General features: G+C 43.7%; 13 protein-coding genes and 1 pseudogene. 2 read left to right on the forward strand and 12 right to left on the reverse strand.

Annotated features, from left to right (window positions below):
• Positions 1-72 precede the first annotated feature (72 nt).
• The 7 genes and pseudogenes from uvsE to QUB30_RS26190 form a co-directional block, all read right to left on the reverse strand.
• A complete protein-coding gene (gene uvsE, locus QUB30_RS26160; protein ID WP_333339572.1) occupies positions 73-1017 on the reverse strand; it encodes a UV DNA damage repair endonuclease UvsE in 945 nt (314 codons plus the stop codon).
• Between the two features lie 237 nt (positions 1018-1254).
• Positions 1255-1461, reverse strand: coding sequence for a hypothetical protein (locus tag QUB30_RS26165; RefSeq protein ID WP_190661448.1), 207 nt, complete (start codon positions 1459-1461; stop codon positions 1255-1257).
• 1615 nt (positions 1462-3076) lie between these two features.
• A pseudogene (locus tag QUB30_RS26170) lies at positions 3077-3832 on the reverse strand (sigma-70 family RNA polymerase sigma factor); the annotation flags it as partial.
• Positions 3833-4147: 315 nt separating this feature from the next.
• Positions 4148-4510: a hypothetical protein gene (locus QUB30_RS26175; protein ID WP_333339574.1), complete on the reverse strand. Its 363-nt coding sequence runs from the start codon at positions 4508-4510 to the stop codon at positions 4148-4150.
• Positions 4507-7815 carry a helicase-related protein gene (locus QUB30_RS26180; RefSeq protein ID WP_333339577.1) on the reverse strand — a complete coding sequence of 1103 codons (3309 nt, stop codon included), beginning with the start codon at positions 7813-7815 and terminating at the stop codon, positions 4507-4509. Before QUB30_RS26180 ends, QUB30_RS26175 begins: the two co-directional genes overlap by 4 nt.
• Positions 7816-7924: 109 nt before the next feature.
• Positions 7925-9577 carry an AarF/ABC1/UbiB kinase family protein gene (locus QUB30_RS26185; RefSeq protein WP_333339580.1) on the reverse strand — a complete coding sequence of 551 codons (1653 nt, stop codon included), beginning with the start codon at positions 9575-9577 and terminating at the stop codon, positions 7925-7927.
• A 1061-nt stretch (positions 9578-10638) separates the two neighbouring features.
• Positions 10639-11208 (reverse strand): DUF3611 family protein, encoded by a 570-nt coding sequence (locus QUB30_RS26190; RefSeq protein ID WP_333339582.1) that lies wholly within the window; start codon positions 11206-11208, stop codon positions 10639-10641.
• Positions 11209-11775: 567 nt separating this feature from the next.
• Between QUB30_RS26190 and QUB30_RS26195 the strand changes: the two genes are divergently transcribed.
• Positions 11776-11913, forward strand: coding sequence for a hypothetical protein (locus QUB30_RS26195; protein WP_333339584.1), 138 nt, complete (start codon positions 11776-11778; stop codon positions 11911-11913).
• Positions 11914-12189: 276 nt separating this feature from the next.
• Entirely contained in the window at positions 12190-13041 is an 852-nt protein-coding gene (locus QUB30_RS26200) for a DUF1206 domain-containing protein (RefSeq protein WP_333339587.1), read from the forward strand.
• Between the two features lie 1608 nt (positions 13042-14649).
• Here QUB30_RS26200 and QUB30_RS26205 read toward each other — a convergent pair.
• From QUB30_RS26205 to QUB30_RS26225, 5 genes are all read right to left on the reverse strand, one after another.
• Positions 14650-15276, reverse strand: a complete 627-nt coding sequence (locus QUB30_RS26205; RefSeq protein WP_333241185.1) for a hypothetical protein — start codon at positions 15274-15276, stop codon at positions 14650-14652.
• 119 nt (positions 15277-15395) lie between these two features.
• A complete protein-coding gene (locus QUB30_RS26210) occupies positions 15396-16121 on the reverse strand; it encodes a cadmium resistance transporter (protein ID WP_333339591.1) in 726 nt (241 codons plus the stop codon).
• Positions 16122-16262: 141 nt separating this feature from the next.
• Positions 16263-16967 (reverse strand): DUF1003 domain-containing protein, encoded by a 705-nt coding sequence (locus QUB30_RS26215; RefSeq protein ID WP_333339594.1) that lies wholly within the window; start codon positions 16965-16967, stop codon positions 16263-16265.
• Between the two features lie 1071 nt (positions 16968-18038).
• The gene (locus QUB30_RS26220; RefSeq protein ID WP_333339597.1) at positions 18039-19100 is read right to left on the reverse strand and encodes a mannose-1-phosphate guanylyltransferase; all 1062 of its coding nucleotides are present in this window, start codon (positions 19098-19100) and stop codon (positions 18039-18041) included.
• Between the two features lie 244 nt (positions 19101-19344).
• Positions 19345-19956, reverse strand: coding sequence for a thylakoid membrane photosystem I accumulation factor (locus QUB30_RS26225; RefSeq protein WP_333339601.1), 612 nt, complete (start codon positions 19954-19956; stop codon positions 19345-19347).
• Positions 19957-20238 lie beyond the last annotated feature (282 nt).

A 20238-nucleotide genomic window follows, 5' to 3' on the forward strand; every position in this document is an offset into this window, starting at 1 on the left:
GGATTTTAAAATCCCAAAAGCCTTTCGACCCCAATTATTTGACTGCTACCCCTTGACAGGTCAAGACAGTATCTACGAGACATTGCTAAATTGTGGAACATTCGCAGACAACCATTCGGCGCGCAACTTTTCAATAGCTAATTCTTTAAATTTAGCTTCTACTTCAATCCAAGGAGCCTGATAATAGCAATTAGGCATTTCTGTAATTAAATCGCTGTGGCGCGGATCGGCAAAAAAATCTTTTCCATTCGATATGTGTACTAATTGCAATTCAGGAACAGACCAAGTTGTGCGGGCTGCTGCGAGCATTTCGGCAACGCTGGGATCGTCGTAAGTTTCTAAATGTTCGTGAATGACGTGGTGGTGGGCGTCAAAAACCATTGGTACGCCGGTATCGAGACAAACTTCTAAAATTTCCGAGGAACTGTAAGCGTATTCGTCATTTTCAAAGGTTAAGCGCGATCGAATGGATTCTGGCAAGTCGCGGATGACTGATTTGAGCTGCGAAGTGCGATCGCTCTTGCCGCCGTGAATGTTCATCAGTGCCTGGGGCGATCGGGGCTGTCCCAATATATCTAAAATTAAAGCATGAGTGGCGAGAATTTTAATGCTGTTTTCAACCACAGAAAGCTTGTCGGAACTGAGGACGACAAATTGATCCGGGTGGAGTACCAAGCGGATGCCCAAAGAAAGAGCGCGATCGCCCGTATTCCGCAATTCCTCAGTCATTGAGTGCAGCACTGCTTCCCCCAAATCTGTATCTGCAAAAGGGAACAGTGCAGAAGTCATGCGGTAGAGCTTAATCTGATTAGCTGCACAGAAGTCGATCGCTTTGTCAAGTCGTTTTAAGTTGTCTGTATAAAGCTCGCGCAATACTGTTTCTTGTTCAGCTTCCGAAAGCTGTAAAAGTCGCTTCCGGGTGACAGTGCGAAAGCGCACTGCATCGGATGTTGTAATGCAGACTAACCCGAATTCCGGCAATTTGTCCTTTTGAAATAGTTGGTTAATCTCGCTCATTTATCAATAATTCCTAAGTTAAATTTTAGGTTAAATAGTTTTGTAGTAAGGACTTTAGTCCTTTGTTCTGAAGCTGTGAGGTACTACTGAACCTGCCCAAATAGTCCACCAGAGATTGAACTCGCTGGCGGACTCTGGGGACAGGTGCAAGATGTAATTAGTACAAACCTAATTTTTATCAAACCTCTAATCAACCGCGCCGCAGATAGCATATCGATGACAATTTAATCGATATAACTATTGCTGTTCTTCGCCAGACTCAGCCTCTTCGTCGGGCCGGGCGGTGGCTACAGGATTTTCCATTGCTTCATTATGGAACGGATAACCGGATGTTTCTTGATTTAGCGGGTCAGCGGGTTGGTCGGCAGGGGATGTAATTTGACCGTTAGTGTTGGTATTGGGTTTTGTGGAAGAGCCTTTATGGCTGGCGTGACCGCTACTCATCTTTTTTTCCTCAATTAGGTTTATGGAACAATTTCTAGCTTAGACTTAGCTGCTGCGGGCGATCGCCTATCTTAAGTCAGAGATCTGCTATACAAGTCTTGCAGCAGGTTTGACCAATTCCCTCTAACTAATGCCGATTCGCGGCTGAACCATAGGCAGGTACAGGACAGCGATTTTGGTCAAATATCGGCTCAGCATTAACGTCAATCCAGGTATATTGTGCTCATTTTTTGACTTTAACAGATTCTATGTTAATACCGAGGTTGCTTAGAATTTGGCGAGCATCTTTCTCTGTGATTTCTTGATGCTTTCCCTTGGCTACAAAGCAAGTTTTGGGCATATCAGCGGCTTTTTGGGCTTTGGCTCCCTGCGGCCTCTGAATTTTTGCGATACTTTTCCCTTTGGAAATGTTTGTAATTAACTCTTGCTTTTTTTGTGGATGCTCAAGCACATTTTCGATCGCAGCGTACTTATTCTCAAAGAAGTCTTTAAAGGCATCTTTCTTCTCCTCTGGTTCAGGAAGCGATTGCCCCTGAACCAGCATATTTATATTTTCCTTAGCCGTCAGGATATCGCCTATTGGCCCCGTAGCCTCGTGATTTCCGACAGCTATAGCAGGTAAATCTGGTATTGCTTCCGCCTGAATAATAAATTTTCCTCTCACTGCTGCCATCGCCAGAGTTTTTCCAAATGATTCGGCTACCGCATCGTGTAAGGAAGCCAAACGCTCTTCATCTGCTTCTTCCAATTCTGCAATTAGTGTTAGCAGTTTGGAGAAAGGATGATTGCCGTCAGCCAAGAGTTGGGTGTCGGGATGCAAGTCAGACTCCTGCGATTCGGAGATAGCGCGTTGAAGTTCGCGGGCTTTTTCCTGACATTCCAACAATGACTGAAAATTGCTCTCTACTCGATGGGCGATCGCTAAAATTCGTTCCAGAACCCTCAAAGCAGAGTCGCGGACAAGAGCGATCGCACTTTTTTGCTTCTCTGCCAAATCAACACGCTCAAGTACAGACTTGAGATCTGCTAAAGAACCCATTTCCTCAACTTTCAGCGTTGTCGATACTGCCAAATATTCAGCCAGTTCTAGCACCTTGTCGCGAAGCTGAATAAATTTTTCCCGGGACTCGTCAAGTTCTTGAATCAGCTTTTGAGATATAGGTATACCAGGGTAAAGCAACTTTCCACTCGCCTCTGACAGCCGTGCTTCCAGTTGGGAAAAAACATCTTCTAGTGCGGTGAGTTGTTTCAGTAAGTCTGCTGAATTGTGTTCCATCGGTTTAATCACTCCATTCAAGTTATTTTCTCTCAGTTCGGCAATGTGGAAATTATGCTCATTCAAATTTGCATAATTCAGATTTTTTTCACTTCCCTCGGCCCTCGACAGATAAGTCTCAGCCAATATTGTTTGTTGTATATTTGATTCTTCTATGAAATTGTTAGAAGGAATTAATGGTTCGGGCATATTAGCTATCTCAACTATTTTCTCACCTACAGGCTCTTGTAAGAAAGTGTCGCAATGGCTGCGAGACAAGTTTTCTGAAATGTTGAACAGTCTGGGCTGCATCGGTTGGGCGATCAATCTTTTTGTGTGAGTTTGGTCAATTGCTGTCGGCCGAATATAATCTTCTAGCAATGTGCTGCGACGCTGCGATCGCAACTTTTTCAAAGCCTCACCCTCAATTTGCCGAATCCGTTCGCGGGTAACATCAAATATATTGCCGATTTCCTGTAGACTTTTCTCACAGCCGTCATCCAAGCCGAATCGCATCCGCATAACCTCACGTTCGCGCGAACTGAGGGTGTTTAAAACTCTTTCTATGTCTCGCAGCCTGTTAATGTTGAAAATGTAATCTTCTGGTGTTTCCCCATCGAATTCAATCAACTCTCCCAATGTACAATCTTCGTCCTCACCCATTGGAGTATCTAAGGAAATGATCGGTTTATCCGATTGAATAACCAAGGGCAACTTTTTAGTAATTTTGCCCCACAAGTGAACAGGTAGTCGGATGGTACGGGAATGGTTGTAAATCGCCCGCGTAATTTCCTGACGAATCCACCAATATGCGTAGGTGGAAAACCTGTAGCCCTTCGTGCAATCAAACTTTTCTACAGCCCTGATTAAACCGAGATTTCCCTCCTGAATCAAGTCTAAGAAATCCAGCCCTCTATTTTGATATTTTTTAGCAATTGAGACTACCAGCCGCAAGTTAGACTCTACCATTTTGTCTTTCGCTTTTCGGCTGCCCTCTAATTCTAACTCAGCAATTTTTCGAGCTAATTCAATCTCTTCGTCAGCTTTGAGCATGGGAATTCGACCGATTTCTTGCAGGTAAACCCGAAGCGAATCGGACGGTATACGGTCTTCTTTAAATTTTATGCTGTCAGGAATGGTTTTATGCCAAGCTTCATGAAATTCGTCAAAGTTGCTAAAGCCGTGATTTTTATGCAACTGTGCTAAGAAAATCTCGAAGAGCATTTTTAAATGAGAGTTGGTCGGACTGGCGAATGGGATATCTTTAAGATGTTTGACTTTTCCTAATACATCTTCAGATTCATTGCGTTTGTGTTGGCGGCGGTTGATCAGGGATAAAGTCAGAGTTTCTCCATGCTGAAAAAGAACGATCGCGGGCATCCGTAAAATTTTATTAATCTCGCGGATAATGCCGTCAAGTTGTTCTATAGTTTACGCGCTCCTCCGCAGTGCGATCGCGAAAAACAAGTACGAAGTAAAAAAGGCACTCTCACCACTGCTAGTATCAAATTCGACAAACTGGTCATTATCGGCAATTTCTGTCCCCGTAAACTGGAAGAGAAAATCAACCGACAGCCATTCCTCTAAGAGAGCTTTTTGGGAATTTAGCTTGTGATCTATGTCAAAACTCGCAATAAAGTTATCCGAAGTATTGGGAGAAAATTGACTCGTTCTGTCACTTCGGTAGCCAAGAGTAAAGAATAAATTACGGGCATTATCCGCTAGTTTTCCCTTGGCAAAACTACTTAAAGCTTCATTAATAGATGCTTTGGCTTGTTGTTCGCTGACGCTCATTTAATCACCAGCCAGGTAATCAGTTCAAAATCCGTTGTTGATTTAACCTGATGTGCTTGTTCAACCAACACAGCACGGCGGCTAGACAGCAAATTTCCGATGAGCCGCTTGTTGTAAATACCTGCAATTGAATCAACCGCCCGCTTAAGCAAATCGTTATACAAACTCATATCAAATCCGTTATTAGTTTGTCTATCGAACAAGTTGCACAACTGTTCATAGGGAACAGTACGCCCCGCACACAGCAACTGGTATATTTCAAGTATTTGTTTGGGTTGAGCAAAAGTTAATCGCACTTCCTTATTTTCTCGGACGTAAACTAAAAAGTATGGTTGCAGCGGGTTGACGGTTTTATTATCAAGACAATCGCCTTTTTGTTTGAGGCAAAAAATGACGCCGGGAGCAATTATTGGGTACTCCGAGTTAGTTGGAACTACTGCATAGAGTCCTAAAGGGGCATCTTGGAGTAGTTTGCGGTTGCTCTCAATGTATTTGGCTAGTTCCATTCGGAAATCATCGAGAGTGAATTCCGTTAGGGCTACACTCTCCGTGAAATCTTCGAGATCCAGCACCTCATCTTTCAATCGCAGCAACTGCTTGTCGCGGTATTTCAAATCACTCTCAATCAGTTCTTGAATTTCCTTTGCCTCCAGCAGGTTATCTTCAAATGTACCAGCCATGTCCGCTAAAGCCATCCGTGCTTCTACTCGATTTTTCAGATTGATGTATTGATCCAAATCCTCTGTCGGCCAAAAATTGATTAATTGTACCGTGTGGTTGGGGCTGCCAATGCGATCGCACCTACCGAACCGCTGGATAATTCGGACTGGGTTCCAGTGTATGTCGTAGTTAATCAGATAATCACAATCTTGTAAATTTTGGCCTTCGGAAATACAATCTGTGGCAATTAATAAATCAATCTCGCCGTCTTGCTGCATAGATGGAATTTGAGCGCGTTTCTTGGCGAAAGGCGAAAAGTTTGTCAGGACGTGATTGAAGTCGTTTTTGCCAAAAGTAGTCTTATTGGCCGCCGATCCGCCAGTCACCAAAGCTAAGTTAATTTTCAATTCTACTGTTGCCCATTCCCGCAATCCTTCGTAGAGATAGACTGCCGTATCTGCAAAGGCAGTAAAGACTAAAACCTTGCGATTTGGTTTGCCATGCTTGTTAGTTGTAGGATGCTTAACTTTCTCCGCGATCAGTTCTTTTAACTCAGCCAGCTTGGCATCGCGTTCAACAGAAATGCTTTGGGCAGAATTGTAAATTTTTTTAAGCTGTTCCTTGTCGTTTTTCAGGTCTTTTAACCAGGTTTCGACATCGAGGTGCGCCATTTGAAATATCAACTTCTGACCTACTTGCATGGCATCTTGCAACTCTTCATCGTCCCAGTCTTCAATCATCCAATCGCTGAAAGTTACTGTCTGGTTAGCGTGAGATTGCTGCAACTGCTTAAAATTTTTAATTTTTTTCTCTAGCTCTTCAATTTTGGTAATTGTGCGCTCCATTGTCAGCGCAAACGAATGGATGGAACTTTCTAAGCGTTTAAGGAAATTGACTTTCATCATGCCGATCAAACAGCGTTCGCGATCGCTCTGTTTGAAATTTCGCACTCCTTTATTTTCATACACAGAACGGTATGGCGACAGGACATATTTTGAAGGGTTGAACAGGGAGAGTTGATACTTAGAAATTTCGCTGTTAAGCTGTTCGTAGGACATGAACTCACCCTCTCGGTCAATCTCAGGAAATACCGAGATGGGTTTGAGCCGTTCTGGAAAGCCGCCTAATTGGGCGATCGCATCTTTATAGTATTTTTGAATGTGCTTGCGCGATCGTGCGATCGTCAATTCGTCAAGCAGTTTGAAAAAAGCAGAACTAAGTTCTTCCAGCAATTCGCTAGTTTTGCGATCGCGACTTTTCTTTGCCCACTTGGTAAATTTCCCCTGAGCATCAGCTAGTGTATCGCGCAGACTGGCAATTCCCAGCGATTCGCTAAAGGCAGCGTCCCCACCTTCTGTGATAAAATAAAGTTGATTCCGCAAATCCTTTAAATCATTGTTAACCGGAGTTGCTGATAAGAGTAGCACCTGAGTCTTGACACCGCTCTTGATAATATCATCCATCAACCTTTCGTAACGACTCTTTCTAATTAGATTGCCAAATTCGTCCCGTTTACTCTTGATGTTGTTGCGGAAATTGTGGGATTCGTCAATAACTACCAAGTCATAGTTACCCCAATTAATGGTTTCTAAATTAATGTCTCCAGACCAACCGGAATCGCGACTCAAGTCGGTGTGAGATAGGACTGTATAGCTAAAGCGGTCTTTAACCAAAGGATTGATATCGCTATTGTTCTGTGCTAGATATACAGTCCAATTCTCGCGGAGTTTTTTGGGACACAGAACCAAAACTTTTTCATTGCGAAGTTCAAAATATTTAATAACCGCTAGAGCTTCAAATGTTTTACCTAAACCAACGCTGTCAGCAATAATACACCCGTTATATCGTCGGATTTTATTGATGGCTGCCTTAACTCCGTCTTTTTGAAATTCAAATAGAGCTTTCCAGATTTCTGTATCAAATAGGTGTAGCTGTTCGCTGAGAATATCGCTTTTTTCTAGGTCATCTAGAAAAGTCTCGAAGATATGAAACAGAGTTTTGTAGTAGATAAACTCAGGAGTATTATTCTGGTAAAGTTGCTCTAGGTACAGCAGCACATCTTGTTTGACATCTTCGATGAGTTCGGCATCATTCCAGAGTTCATCAAACCAGGCTTTAAGGTCGCGGGTATCGCGTTTACTATCTACTTCTAGATTGAGTTCAATATTGTTATATTTTGTACCTAATCCCAGTCCCCGCACGGTAAAATTAGAACTGCCCATAATAGCATTTTCAGTTCCCTTATGAGCAATGTGATACATTTTGCCGTGCAGTAAATTAGATTGCTTTACCGACCGTATCTGTACTTTTTTTTCAATCCATTCTGCACATTCTTTTGCAACCCGCTTTTGCTCCAACCGATTTTGTAGCTGCAAGCCCTCATCCTCTATTTGGAAAGCCTTTTTATCCGTTTTACTGGGGTCAAGGGACTTGATGAAGCGCGGTTCGCCAAAGAGAAATTTCAAGCTTTTAATACTTAGAAGTTGTTCCTTTAAAGCATCAAAAGCATAAATTGTAAAGTAAGCAGAAACAATTGACAAGGTTGAGTTTTCCTCAACCTTGGCTTTCAAAAAATCGCCCACAGTGCCGCGGTGGCGGTTGTCTCTAATTGCCGACTTTGGGAGAGAAGAATCATGCTGTGACATAGCCTACCTTTATGCGGTTGTTGCACTTGTTGGCTATATTCTACATCCTCCACCATTCTCAAGAAGAGGCTTCCCGGCCCGTTCTACAACACATAGCGATATTGTACAATTAACTCCGCAAACGGCCGGATCGCATAATGCTAATAACTAACCACAAACCCAAAAAACTCGCCGCCCCAAACAAACCAGTGCTCAGAAAAGATAGCTGAGGAGTTTGTGCGTTAGAAGAAATAATTGCCGCCCCCACAATCAGCGAACCCACGACAATACTAAAAGAAAGTCGGTTCGCAGAATCCCCTAGAGTGCGGCGTAGCGGATCGAGTTCTTTTAGTGTCAAGTTCCACTTCAAAGTTTCCGAAGTAACCCGGTCTAAAAGCACTTCCACCTGTCGCGGAGATTGCAAAGATAAGCTTTTCAGATCCAGGGCAGTTCTCAACAGAGCTTGGATTGGATCATCTCCTAATAACTGACGCCGAAACATATCGGTCATCAGCGGTTTGACCTGCTCTACAATATTAAATCGGGGATTAAAAGAGCGCGCCAGTCCTTCCAAATTAGCTAGAGTTTTTGCATACAAACCGAGATTGCTGGGCAGTCGAATTTTATTTTTGCGGGTGATTTCCAGCACCTCATAAAAAATTTCCGACAAGTTCATTTGCGACAAGCTCACATTGTAATACTTACGCAGCATTCGAGCTAAATCGTTCTCTAGATTAACTAAACTTGTCGGCTGAGCAAATTCTGCCATTTCCAAAGTTAATTGAGCGCAGCGCTGAGCATCTAAATCGACAATTGCCAGCAACATTTCTGTCAAATTTTGCTGAGTTCGCGGGTCTAATCTGCCGACCATGCCGCAGTCTAGCAGGGCTATCCGGCCATCTTTGAGATAAAATAAATTGCCGGGATGCGGGTCTGCGTGAAAGAATCCGTCGATGTACAACTGCTGGAAGAAAACGCGGCAAAGCAGCGTTGTAATTTCTTCGCGTTCGGCATTTATATCTCCTTGGTGGCGAATTCCTTGCAAATCGCCTAACAAAATCGGGACTCCGTTCAGCCACTCCATTACTAAGAGTTTTTTTGTGGTCAACTCCCAGTTAATTTCTGGTAAGACAACTTGTGTGGGGTCAAACCATTTACTTTTAGATAAATTGCGGCGCAGTTCGTCTGTGTAGCTGGCTTCTTGAATGAAGTCTAGTTCTGCACGCAGGGCGATCGCAAATTCTTCTGCTAAGGCGACAATATCGTATTGTTGACCGAAGTCTGTGAGCATGACAAGTTCTGCTAAACCTCGGAGCACGGCGATGTCTTGTTCGATGACAATCTCAATACCGGGGCGCTGAACTTTGAGGGCGACTTCGCGGCCGTCTTTTAAAGTAGCTTTGTGGGTTTGGGCGATCGAACCTGCGGCGATGGCTTCGGTGTTAAATTTGGCGAAGGTATTTTCGAGAGATTGTGTGAGTTCCTGGCGGACGATTGCTTCTACTTGCGACCACGGTACAGGCGGCACTTCCGCTTGTAGCGTGGAGAGGATTTCGATGTAGGTGGCCGGTAAAAGGTCGGGACGGGTACTCAGCAATTGTCCCAATTTGACAAATACTGGGCCTAATTCGACGAGGATGTTGCGGAGAACTGCTGGAGTTGGGAGACTGGGTGCGTCGGTTTTGCGGCCGGTTAGGAGGCTTTTCATGTAGTCCCAACCGTTGCGGAAGACGACCTCTAGAATTTCTCCTTTGCGAGAAGTGTTTTGAACTAGGCTGAACAAGGGGCCTCCGGGTCGATCGGGTTTAAGGGCTATATAACTACTAGGATAGCGCTGTTGACCGGGCTGACCAGTGTCTTGGGGAATAACTTGGGCGAAAGGGTGCGATTCCCTACGGGATAGCTTCGCTTCACGAATTTTGGGGTGTGGGGGCGGTTTTTGGCTTTGGCGTTACTCCTCATCGTAATATACACAGGAATTACGCACGCACACTACATATACTGTGCCGAAAAAGAGCGATCGCGTTTTCTCTCCGACAAGCGCGATCGTCCGTACAATAAAAAATTTACAGAATCAAAAAATTCCCCGATTTCCTCTTAAACAACTGCTCAACTTATCACTGGATATTTAACTTCATTTTTGAGGTATTCGGACAGTAATTAACTCTTTAAATGGTAGATATTTTTTCCCATTAAATGCGCTGTTTTTATGAAAATTTAGACTAAAATTACACAGGCGATGTGACTTGTTTGAATCCTGGCTTTACGACGACAAGGTTCAATACCTGGTAATTGTTTGAGTTTGCGAGGAGTGTTTTGGATTTTCCAACGTTGACTACAAACTTTTCTTACATCAGTTGTTTCACTTTGATTTAAGTCATCAGTTGCCATCTATTCCGGCAAAGTTGGTATAAGCAGTAACGCGGAAAAATTATCACTTTTTTATCACCCGGGAAATTATAAACTTTGAGGATTTTCCCTGATTTCAGTTATGATTTTGTCTACTGTAATTTTTCAATCCGTTTATATTTTTATGCTTTTTTTGTATCATCTACCAGCAGATTTTTTTTAATTATAATAATAAATTTTTCCCAAATTATCAATCATTGCCCTTAGTTTTTGGCTCGCCTACCAGCTATCCACGTCTGACTTTCTGGAGCGTCGCTGCCAATTTCCGATGAGATGTTCATCCGAATAGCAAACTTATTTAGCTTGTAGCTGCGCTGTCTTCGCTCTCTTTCCCCAAGACAGTGCAACCACAAACCTTAGTTAAATCGGTCAGCTATTGTCAATCCTGAGTACATAGGATCTGTGTTTGCCTTTAGCGATCGCTAATGCTGCCAACTAATCCTCTACCCAATTGAGTAACCCAAGAGAAGTAACCGCGCCAAAAAAGTGAGCCCCAATCAGATTGACGTTTGCCATTGTCACAAAAATATCTAGGGAACGAATCACATTTTCTGGCGCATAAGCTGCCATCGCTTGCGGTTGACTGAGAGTTTTTGCTAGGACTACAGCAACTGTTTCTTCAGAAGCGACAAACGCAATTAATACCCCCACCAAACTCGAAATTAATCCAATCCGTAAGGTGTGAGTAATATGTTCTTTGCTGGGATATACCTGGGAATTTTCGGCGTGCAAAAGTCTACCTAAAAGCCTATAGCGAAAATCCCAAAAAATCCTAAAGCACAGCAATAAAAGGCCGAGTATCGCTAAAAACACCCCGAAACCAATACCTGCATTATTATTGGTTTGTTCGCTCATGTTGCGACCCAACATAGCAAATACTAAAACAATGCCGGAAACAGCACCTAAGAATAACTGTATCCAGAAGCTAACTCGACTGAACAAGCGAAAAGTTGCGACGAATTCGGTATTCGTCAGCGGTTGCGACAAGGATTCTGGTTGATTCATTATATACACCTTATTGCTGAATGGATCGTCAAAACAAACGAGGCAAGAAAGAGATTCTGCTTGTCTTCCTGGCGCAAGCGGCCACCTTGTGGTTAGCTATTAGACTTCTCCTGAAAACTCAGTTCAGCACAGGCAGGATGCCTGATGTTTTGGAACTGATTTGGGGAATTTCCGGTAAATAAAAGGTTGAACTCAACACAGCCACTGCCGTTGTGGTTGATTCCATTTTCCTAATATCCTCCAGGTTCTGAACCATCAACTTCTTGCGACAATGGCAATTGAGAATCTTAAAAATAGACTTAGGTAAAAGGTATATTGTCCTTGTTCAACATTTCACAATCTTGCTTCTATCTCTATTTAATCTAACTAGCCAAACTTTGCCATCTGTCTAATGCCATAAAAAAATATCCACCTGATGGAAGATGGTTGAGGAAAAACTTATGATATTGCTTTGAGTTAAGTGCGATCGCTCGGACGATTGGCGATAGATGCTTGATTCCCAACTGCCGCACGGGGGCGCATCCATTCTTACAAAGTCTTGAAGGGAATTTTCTCACAGCTATCATTATGAAAAAGCAGGTATCTTTGCTTCCCGCTTACACCTTAGCTCTATTGACAGCATTCGGATTTTTATTTGGTTTTTTGGGAGTATTTTTAGCGCTGCCAATTCTAATTGTTATTCAACTTGGGTTAAAGAAGTTTTAATTAAAGATATACTAGACCGCTGGCATACTGCTGCATCAGCGAAGCTATTTTAGCCTAGTCCATAAAGCTATATTTGTCAAGCCCAAAAAAGGGGAAACTTATCAATCAATCAACCGTTGACACTCCCGCTCAAGACAGATTTTAAAATTTTCTAAACAAGCTAATCTTTAAGTTAATAAATAATAACATAAATTATTGTTTAACAACTCAGTTAACTGGAAAAGAATGCACTATTGCCTGTGGCAGCAGTCGTTAACAACTAAATTCTCAAAAAGTATGAAACCGCGCAACTCACCCACCGACAGCATTGAACAGTCAATTCGACGGACAGCTTCTCATCCCTGGTTTGAGCGACTGGCAAGATTGGGATATGCTTCCAAAGGCATAGTTTACTTTATTGTCGGTTTTCTGGCAGCACAAGCAGTCTTTAGTACGGGCGGCAGAACAACCGATACTAGCGGTGCATTATCAGCAATTGTTAACCAACCGTTCGGTAAATTTCTGCTATTTCTTGTAACGATTGGCATTATTGGTTATTTCCTTTGGCGTATGGTTCAGACAATTCTCGACCCAGAACACCAAGGACAAAAAATGGATGCCAAGCGAATTGCCCAACGCATTGGCTACGCCTTCAGTGCTTTAGCTTACGCAGGTTTGGCTTTAACGGCTGTAAAACTGATAATGGGTTCGGGCGGTGGCAAAAAGGATACAACCGAAGATTTGACAGCCCAACTTTTAGCGCAACCATTTGGACAATGGCTGGTAGGATTGGCGGGATCAATTGTTATTGGTGTAGGTTTTTCTTATTTCTACCAAGCATATAAAGCAAAATTTCGCCGCCATTTCAAGCTAGATGAAATGAGCCAAAACGAGCTAACTTGGGCGACACGGTTGGGTCGATTTGGCATTGCTGCCCGCGGGATTGTTTTCGTTATAATCGGTATTTTCTTTATTCAAGCAGCAAGGCTATCAGATGCCAGTCAAGCGAAGGGATTGGGCGATGTGTTGGCAATTCTGGGACAACAGCCTTTTAGTCCAGTGATTTTGGGTATAGTACCTTTGGGTTTAATTGCCTATGGCATCTACTCGGTAATTGAAGCTCGCTATCGGAAAATTTTGCGCTCATAAGCTGGCCCGTTATACAGAGAGTTATGAATTTTGAGTACAACAATTTTTTTGAATTACAGGACTTCCTCCGGCACACTACATATAGTGTGCCAAAAAAGGGTGATGGGGTTGGGCCCTCGCCCGCGATCGCGTTTTTTCTGCGACAAGCACGCGTTTCAGGTAGTCCCAACCGTTGCGGAAGACGACCTCTAGAATTTCTCCTTTGCCAGAAGTGTTTTGAACTAGCCTAAACAAGGGGCCTCCGGGTCGATCGGGTTTAAGGGCAATATAACTACTAGGATAGGGCTGTTAACCAAGCTGACCAGTATCTTGAGGAATAACTTGGGGGAAACGGTGCGATTCCCTACGGGATAGCTTCGCTTCACGAATTTTGGGATGTTGGCTTTGGCATTACTCCTCATAGTCATATACATTTTAAGCAGACATAATATTTTTATAATTAAAATTTTTACGTCAATAATTTTAATTATATAAATAAAGTAAATATTCAGATTTAGGAAAGAATCAAAAAGATTAGTGCAGTTGATGTAACATTTACAATTCCTGACTGGACTAATCAAGGTTTAGAAAGTGGGAAGTATGTACGAGTTGGCGGTGTGATTCGGGATGCACAGAAGCAGCCGCCTGAAATAGTTGCTATGTTGCGTGAAGTAAACTCTAATCTTTCTCAAGTATCAACCCTACTACCTCTGTGTGGTTCAGTTGCCAGTATCCTCACTTTAGCTGTCTCATGTATAGGATTTATTGTCGTACTAAAGCGGTTATAAGAAATTTAACAACGCTTGAAGGGAATTGAGCATAAAATAGACCTGAGTTTGTATGCTGATTTCCGTGCGGCTCTCAAATCTGCACAAAATGCCTTTACAATCAAAAATTATGATAACCGCAGAGCGTTTGCAATCCAGTCCAGGCTGTTTTGGGGTTTAACAAAGGTCAAGAGATTTACAAAGATTGCACTCTTACAGCATTTGATAATCTGATACAGGTTGCTGATGAATATCTTTCTTCTTTGTTTTTAGCTTATGTAGCTGAAATCCTTTGCCACTTAAACTTAGAAGAAATCGAAGTAGCCCAGGATTGTCTACAGAACTGAAGGCAAAAAAAATTTTGCATCCCCTAGTGATAAAATATTTTGAAAAGATGTTGCCCTATGTCTATTCCGCAGAGTCGAATAAGTTTATTGAGACACAGCCTAAAGTATTTTTACCAGAAAAGGACTGGCGATTAAATAAAATCCCAATCAAATGGGAACAATTGCGATCTCCCATTTAGGCAGGATGGAGGAGCGAGGCCAGAAGCGGAGGTACTGTTCTAGTTCCTGAGATGGAACCTTAATCCCCTTTTCATAGGTCGTTTCTAGCAAATGTACAATTGGTTTGAGTCCCTTCCACGTCATATTTGCAGCCGAGTTGACCGCTTGCGACTTCCCGTTAAGTTTTGGGCTGCATCAAGGAATGCCGCGAATGATTGCATCACTGAGCATCTTCTGGCTTTTTTCTGAGCTTTAGAGGATAGGCAATGCAACCATTGGCGATTGCCTATCCTCTATTAGGCCTGGGACTTTATTTTTTCCCAAGTCCTTAACTATTAACCGTTCCTAAAGAAGCATTAATCAATCAGTTGCGGCGTAGGAACTTGTGCATTAATCTGGGCCTGAGAAAACGAGGGCAGGGCCCAAGTTGTCTCACCCGCTTTAAAAACTTTAGCAGGGGCAACATTCAATTGAATACCACCCGTTGCGGCACTCGTTGTAGCAACTAGCTGCGTACCATCTACAACCTTAATAGCAACCGGTTCAGCCAAAGAAAGTGGCTGAGTCGCCGGGCCTAAAGTAGCTTGAGCCCCTGCTGGCAAGTAAATACCATCGCAATCCCAATCATCATCTGTAATCTCACCGGCTGCCAGGAAATAAAGTTGCGTCGGCGATTTTTTCGGCTTATTCGCATAAACTGCCAGCGTTTGTCCGGTTTCATTACGACACTGAGCCCGCTTTTTAGCAGTTTCGATCACGTACTTCTGCATTTGCAATTCTGCCAATCGCTGTTGGTACTGTTCAGGCGTATAACCCGCAGTCGAAGGATCGCTCTGAGCTGACAAAAGTTGATTCAATTCCTGTGTGACTTCCGCATAGTCAGCCCCTTTTGTGAAATCCTTGCCGGCCCAAGAAGGCTGAGCTACAGCTAAGTTTACGAAAAGCACTAAAGCCACTAGAATTACTTTGAAAAACTTGCTCATTTTTGTTGTCCTTTGTGTAATAAATCAGAGTTTGTTCTTAGAAAACCCCTCCACTTTGCTGAAATTATAAATTATTTTCCAACTTCAGCAAAGTGGAGGAAACTTGAACCCTAGCTTGCCTAAAATTTTTCGACTTTAGGTGCAGTCTCTAACGATTGATAACTGTCTTTAAGCAATATCAGCAGCCACAAGCAACTGATAGCTAAAGTAACTACCGTTAAACTGCGATTCTCTAGAGTATGGCTATCGAGCAGGATCAGCGTACCCAGACCCATTAGAACGAAGGGAACAAGGGAATTGCCGTAGCGGACAAGTAGGGTCGCGATCGCGCTCGTGCGAGTTAGTTGATAGGCCGCATAACACCAGACACCCACTAGCAAGAAAAAGACGCTCAGAATCACTAGCAGGCTATCCCAAGTGCAGTTGGCAAACAACGGGACATAAATCCCCACATTATCACCTCCATTAGCAAATGTCACCGCAGCTACGCTATAAGTTTGTGGCGATAAAAGACTAGCAAAAATAGGGAATTGAGGTGAATCTGTAGCTGTATTTTCATCATCTGCCTCTGTATCTCGATTTAGCAGGCGGCTGACTCCAATGGCAATTGGTACTAACCCCAACATCCCTACCCAAGGGCGCGGCACCATCATACAGCCAAAGAAGCTAGGAAGACTAAGCAGCACCAGTGCTGCGAACCCAAGATATTGTCCTGTAACAATGTGTTGCCGTCGAAAAACAGCATTGACTTGGGAGAAAAACAGCAGCAAGATGACAATATCATCTAAATTTGTGGCGGTGAAAGCTGTTATACCTGTTGAAATAGCGGTAATGGATGGGTTCATATCTAACTGCCTAAATTGTGATGCTAGTATGGCTGGAATAGTGCCGGAGATTAATTGATGTTGAGCTTTGTTTGGTTAAAAATGTTACTGAACAGATTGGCTAGACTGACGATCTCATTCACTGATTAGTAACGTCGATTGTCACAGCTTGAAATAGGTTAACGCCGATACCGAATGTGTTGATGGCTTTTGAGTGGGAAGTAAAATTGGTATCACTTCTGCATATTTAGATGAGTCAAATTTTGAGTTAAATACTTGGGGAAGTAGTATGGAAAACTCTGGCTTCTGCTTCCGATCGGAAGCAGACGGCTTAGCTGCTTCATTACCTTCGGTAATTGCCTTAACGGGGGCTGGCATCACCATCACTTTGATGGGACTGACAGATGGCTGTTGCTGATTGAGCTTTTCCATTAAGTCAGGAATGTGGTCGCTTAATCGATCGATCTTTTCGTGCAGTAGTACCACATCGTGAGCGGCTTTGAGATTAACTTGGTGATTGTAGAGATTTTGTTCGCGTTCGGCATCCGACTGGCGGTTTTGACTCATTAATACAATCGGTGCAGTGTAAGCAGAGGCAAAGGAGAATACTAAGTTGAGCAGGATGAAGGGCTGCTGATCCCAGTGAGGAAGGCCCGGTGTCAGGTTCGCGCCCACCCACCCGGCGAGGACTACTGTCTGTCCAATCAAAAATGGCCACGAACCCACTTTCGCTGCTAGGGTATCTGCTAAATGCTGTCCGCGAGTTAAGGCTTTTTGCTCTGGTTTTTGAGGGGTAAGCTGTAAAGGCATTTGATGGCTGGCGGTTTTCATTTTTGCGTTAACGCTTTTGGATTGAGTGGATTTCATGGCAAACCTCACGGGTGAATGTCTAGTTGAAGCTGACTGGTTAATGTTCGCTGGCGTTTTTCTTTGATGGCTTTACTTTACTCAAGCTCCACTCATAAGAGCAAATGTTCTTTTTTATGAAATCAATCACTTCAATTTATAGACTTGTTGGGAAATAGGAGAGAATAGGAAGAACGAGACAGGGTGAGGGGAATGCTCCACATCGAACGTACACGCTCACCTTGACCGATTCCTACGGGCGATGACCGGATTAAACCAGAAAGCCTTTGATGCCCTCTTGCAGCGCCTTGAGCGCGGTGTATGAGCAAAGCCTTGTTCCAGCAACCCCGTCAGCGTGCGAGGGGAGGTGGGCGTAAAGCGCGTTTACGCGGTTGGGGACTTGGGAAAAAATAAAGTCCCAGGCAGAATAGAGGAGAGGCAATGCCACCATTGGCGATTGCCTCTCCTCTTTAGATAGATCGCAAAAAAGCCAGAAGATGCTTACTGATGCAATGATTCGCGAGATTCCTCGATGCAGCCCAAAACTTAACGGGAAGTCGCAAACGAGACTTCTATGAAAAGGGGATTAAGGTCCATCTCAGGAACTAGAACAGTACCTCCGCTTCTGGCCTCGCTCCTCCATCCTGCCTAAATGGGAGATCGCAATTGTTCCCACTTGATTGGGATTTTATTTAATCGCAAGTCTCAAGCAATACTATTCACTGTAGCTAACAGGAACATTACTGGGATACTCAATAGTAGTTTGTTAAAAGAAATCCCCGTAATTGATAGAGATTTTTTTATAATAAGACAGCCCTTTGCAGGAAGCCCCTCATTTGAGGAAGTGGAAGTATGTGTACCGACGATTATGCCTGGGGATTAGCATTAGTTTTAAGGTTAGTTGGACTAATAGCAGCCGTAGGATATGGAGCCTATTTAATAGCAGGATTGATAGGATATAATTTGCTAAATAGTGGAAGTGCGAACAACAAAAGTAGAATAGTAAAGTATAACACAGATTAAGAAACGAATGTCTGGATAAAGAGTGATTAATCCTTTGTATTCGCCTGCCCAATCTGTGTACTACTTACATCACAACAAATCTTTCAATTTCTCATCTTCTCCCAACACCTTAATTACCTGTTTAATCTCCTGCGTCCTGTCCTTTTTCACAATCAAAGTCACATTGCCATCTCTGACAACTACCACATCTTCTAAACCAATAGTGACAATCACCTCATTCTCATCGGCTGCATAAAAAATGCCGCCTTTGGTGTCAATTCCGACGTGTTTTGCTAACTCCACATTCGGTTTGTCTCCTTGCAGCAAACGGCCGATCGCATTCCAATCTCCCAAATCGTCCCAGCTAAAGCCTACGGGCAGAACACAAGCCTTTTGCGTCTTCTCCATCAGCGCGTAATCGATGCTAATTTTGGGTAATTCCGAGTAAGCCTGCGCGCCTTTTGCTTCTAAAGCTGCCATCATTTCCGGTACATAACTTCGCAATTCTGTCAAGACTGTTCCGACTCGAAAGACAAAAATTCCGCCGTTCCAACTAAACTTGCCGCTGGCTACAAATTGTTCAGCAGTTGTGCGATCGGGCTTTTCCGTAAACCTTGCCACCCGATAGGCCGGAAAACCCCCAAAACTGCCGATTTCCTCGCCTTGTTCGATGTAGCCGTAACCGGTGGAAGCATAACTCGGTTTTACTCCCAAAGTGGCGATCGCATCCTGATTTTTCGCCAACTCGGCCGCCGCCTCCAAAGTCTTGACAAACTCCTCCGGTTCTCCAATCCAGTGATCCGCCGGGAAAAACCCGACAACCGCATCCTCACCGTAACGCTTCGCAGTTTCTATAGCCGTCCAGGCCACCGCCGGCGCAGTATCGCGGCCCTCCGGTTCCGCCAGCAAATTCTCAGGAGGCAGCAGCGGCAACTGTTCGCGGACTCCCGCCGCCAACATTTCCGACGTTACCACCCACAAATCGTCCCAACCGTTACCTAATGTTAATAGTCGATCGGCAGTTGCTTGCAGCAAACTCTTGCCGCTACCGTCGAGACTCAAAAACTGCTTGGGCCGCTGCTTGCGACTCAGTGGCCAGAAACGTTCGCCTTTACCGCCGGCCAGAATCACAGGAATTAAGGTTCTACTCATTGTTTAAAGTTTAAACTGTTTACATCTATTTTGCCTTTAATCCGTAGGACACGGCATTGCCGTGCCCTTACCCGTAGCTTAATTTTTAATTCTACCTTCTATCTTCTGCTGTCACTTTGTCAATCCAATTAGTGTCACGATAAATGTAGGGTGCGCATTGCGCACCTTACCCAATCTAAGACAAAAAACTCTGTTAAGGCATCCTTGAAAATTGCTATAGCGACTAGCAATTAGCCATTACCTATTACTTCGATAATTCCACGTTAAGTTCGTTCACGACGCGGCGTTTGAGGGGGATTGATTTTTCTCTAGGCAGCAAGTCAAATACTTTCCGAAAGGCATCGTCTACCTGTTCAAACGGTATTTGTCCTTTTTCGTTAAAAACTACTTTTCCCGATTGGTCGAGGATAACAGTTTGAGGTACGAAACCTTCGTAATAATGGCTCGGTTCGGTGAGCTTTGGTGACGGTTGCGGAGGCAAAGAGTCAATGGTTACGGGCATAAAATCGGCTTCGCGGCCGTAAAATTCCTGGAGTTGGGAGACGACGATCGCGTATTGTTTGGAGTCGCTGCTGTCATCAGTGTAAAACACTAACAATACGGGTTTATTGCGTTTGAAAGAATCTGCCAGCTTGACTTTAGGAGGAACTAGGGAACCGTTACCGGCGTAGAGGGCATAGATAGTGCCGTCATAGCGATCGTCGGTAAGAGTTGCTAAAGCTGGCGCAGTGCCGCTTACCAGTATGAAGCTAAGTGCGATCGCCACTGTTAAAAGACTGGCTGACAAAATTCGCCTCAGCAAGCGGATGCCAGAAGCAGCAGTAACAAGTGAATTTTTGTTCTCAGGAAATATCATAGGTTGTTGGCAGTTGCTGTAAGGAAAGCGAAATCAGATGCAAAAACTTTCCTAAGTTTATCAGCAAAATGTATGCAAAGGTTGGTGAGTAGGTTAAAGTAGTTTCGGCTCGACTATCGTAAATTGCGGATAGTGGCGATCGACAAGACAATTCTACTGACCGAAGAACACCATTTGCAATCGGCTTTTCAGGGGCGCAGTCGGAGTTCCCACCCCACAATAAAATTTATTTGTGGGATGGGCTTCTAGCTTCCCACAAGGGTGCAAAATCTTAAATCCAAT

Origin of the sequence: Microcoleus sp. BROC3, assembly GCF_036702515.1 — a bacterium.
Lineage (GTDB): Bacteria > Cyanobacteriota > Cyanobacteriia > Cyanobacteriales > Microcoleaceae > Microcoleus.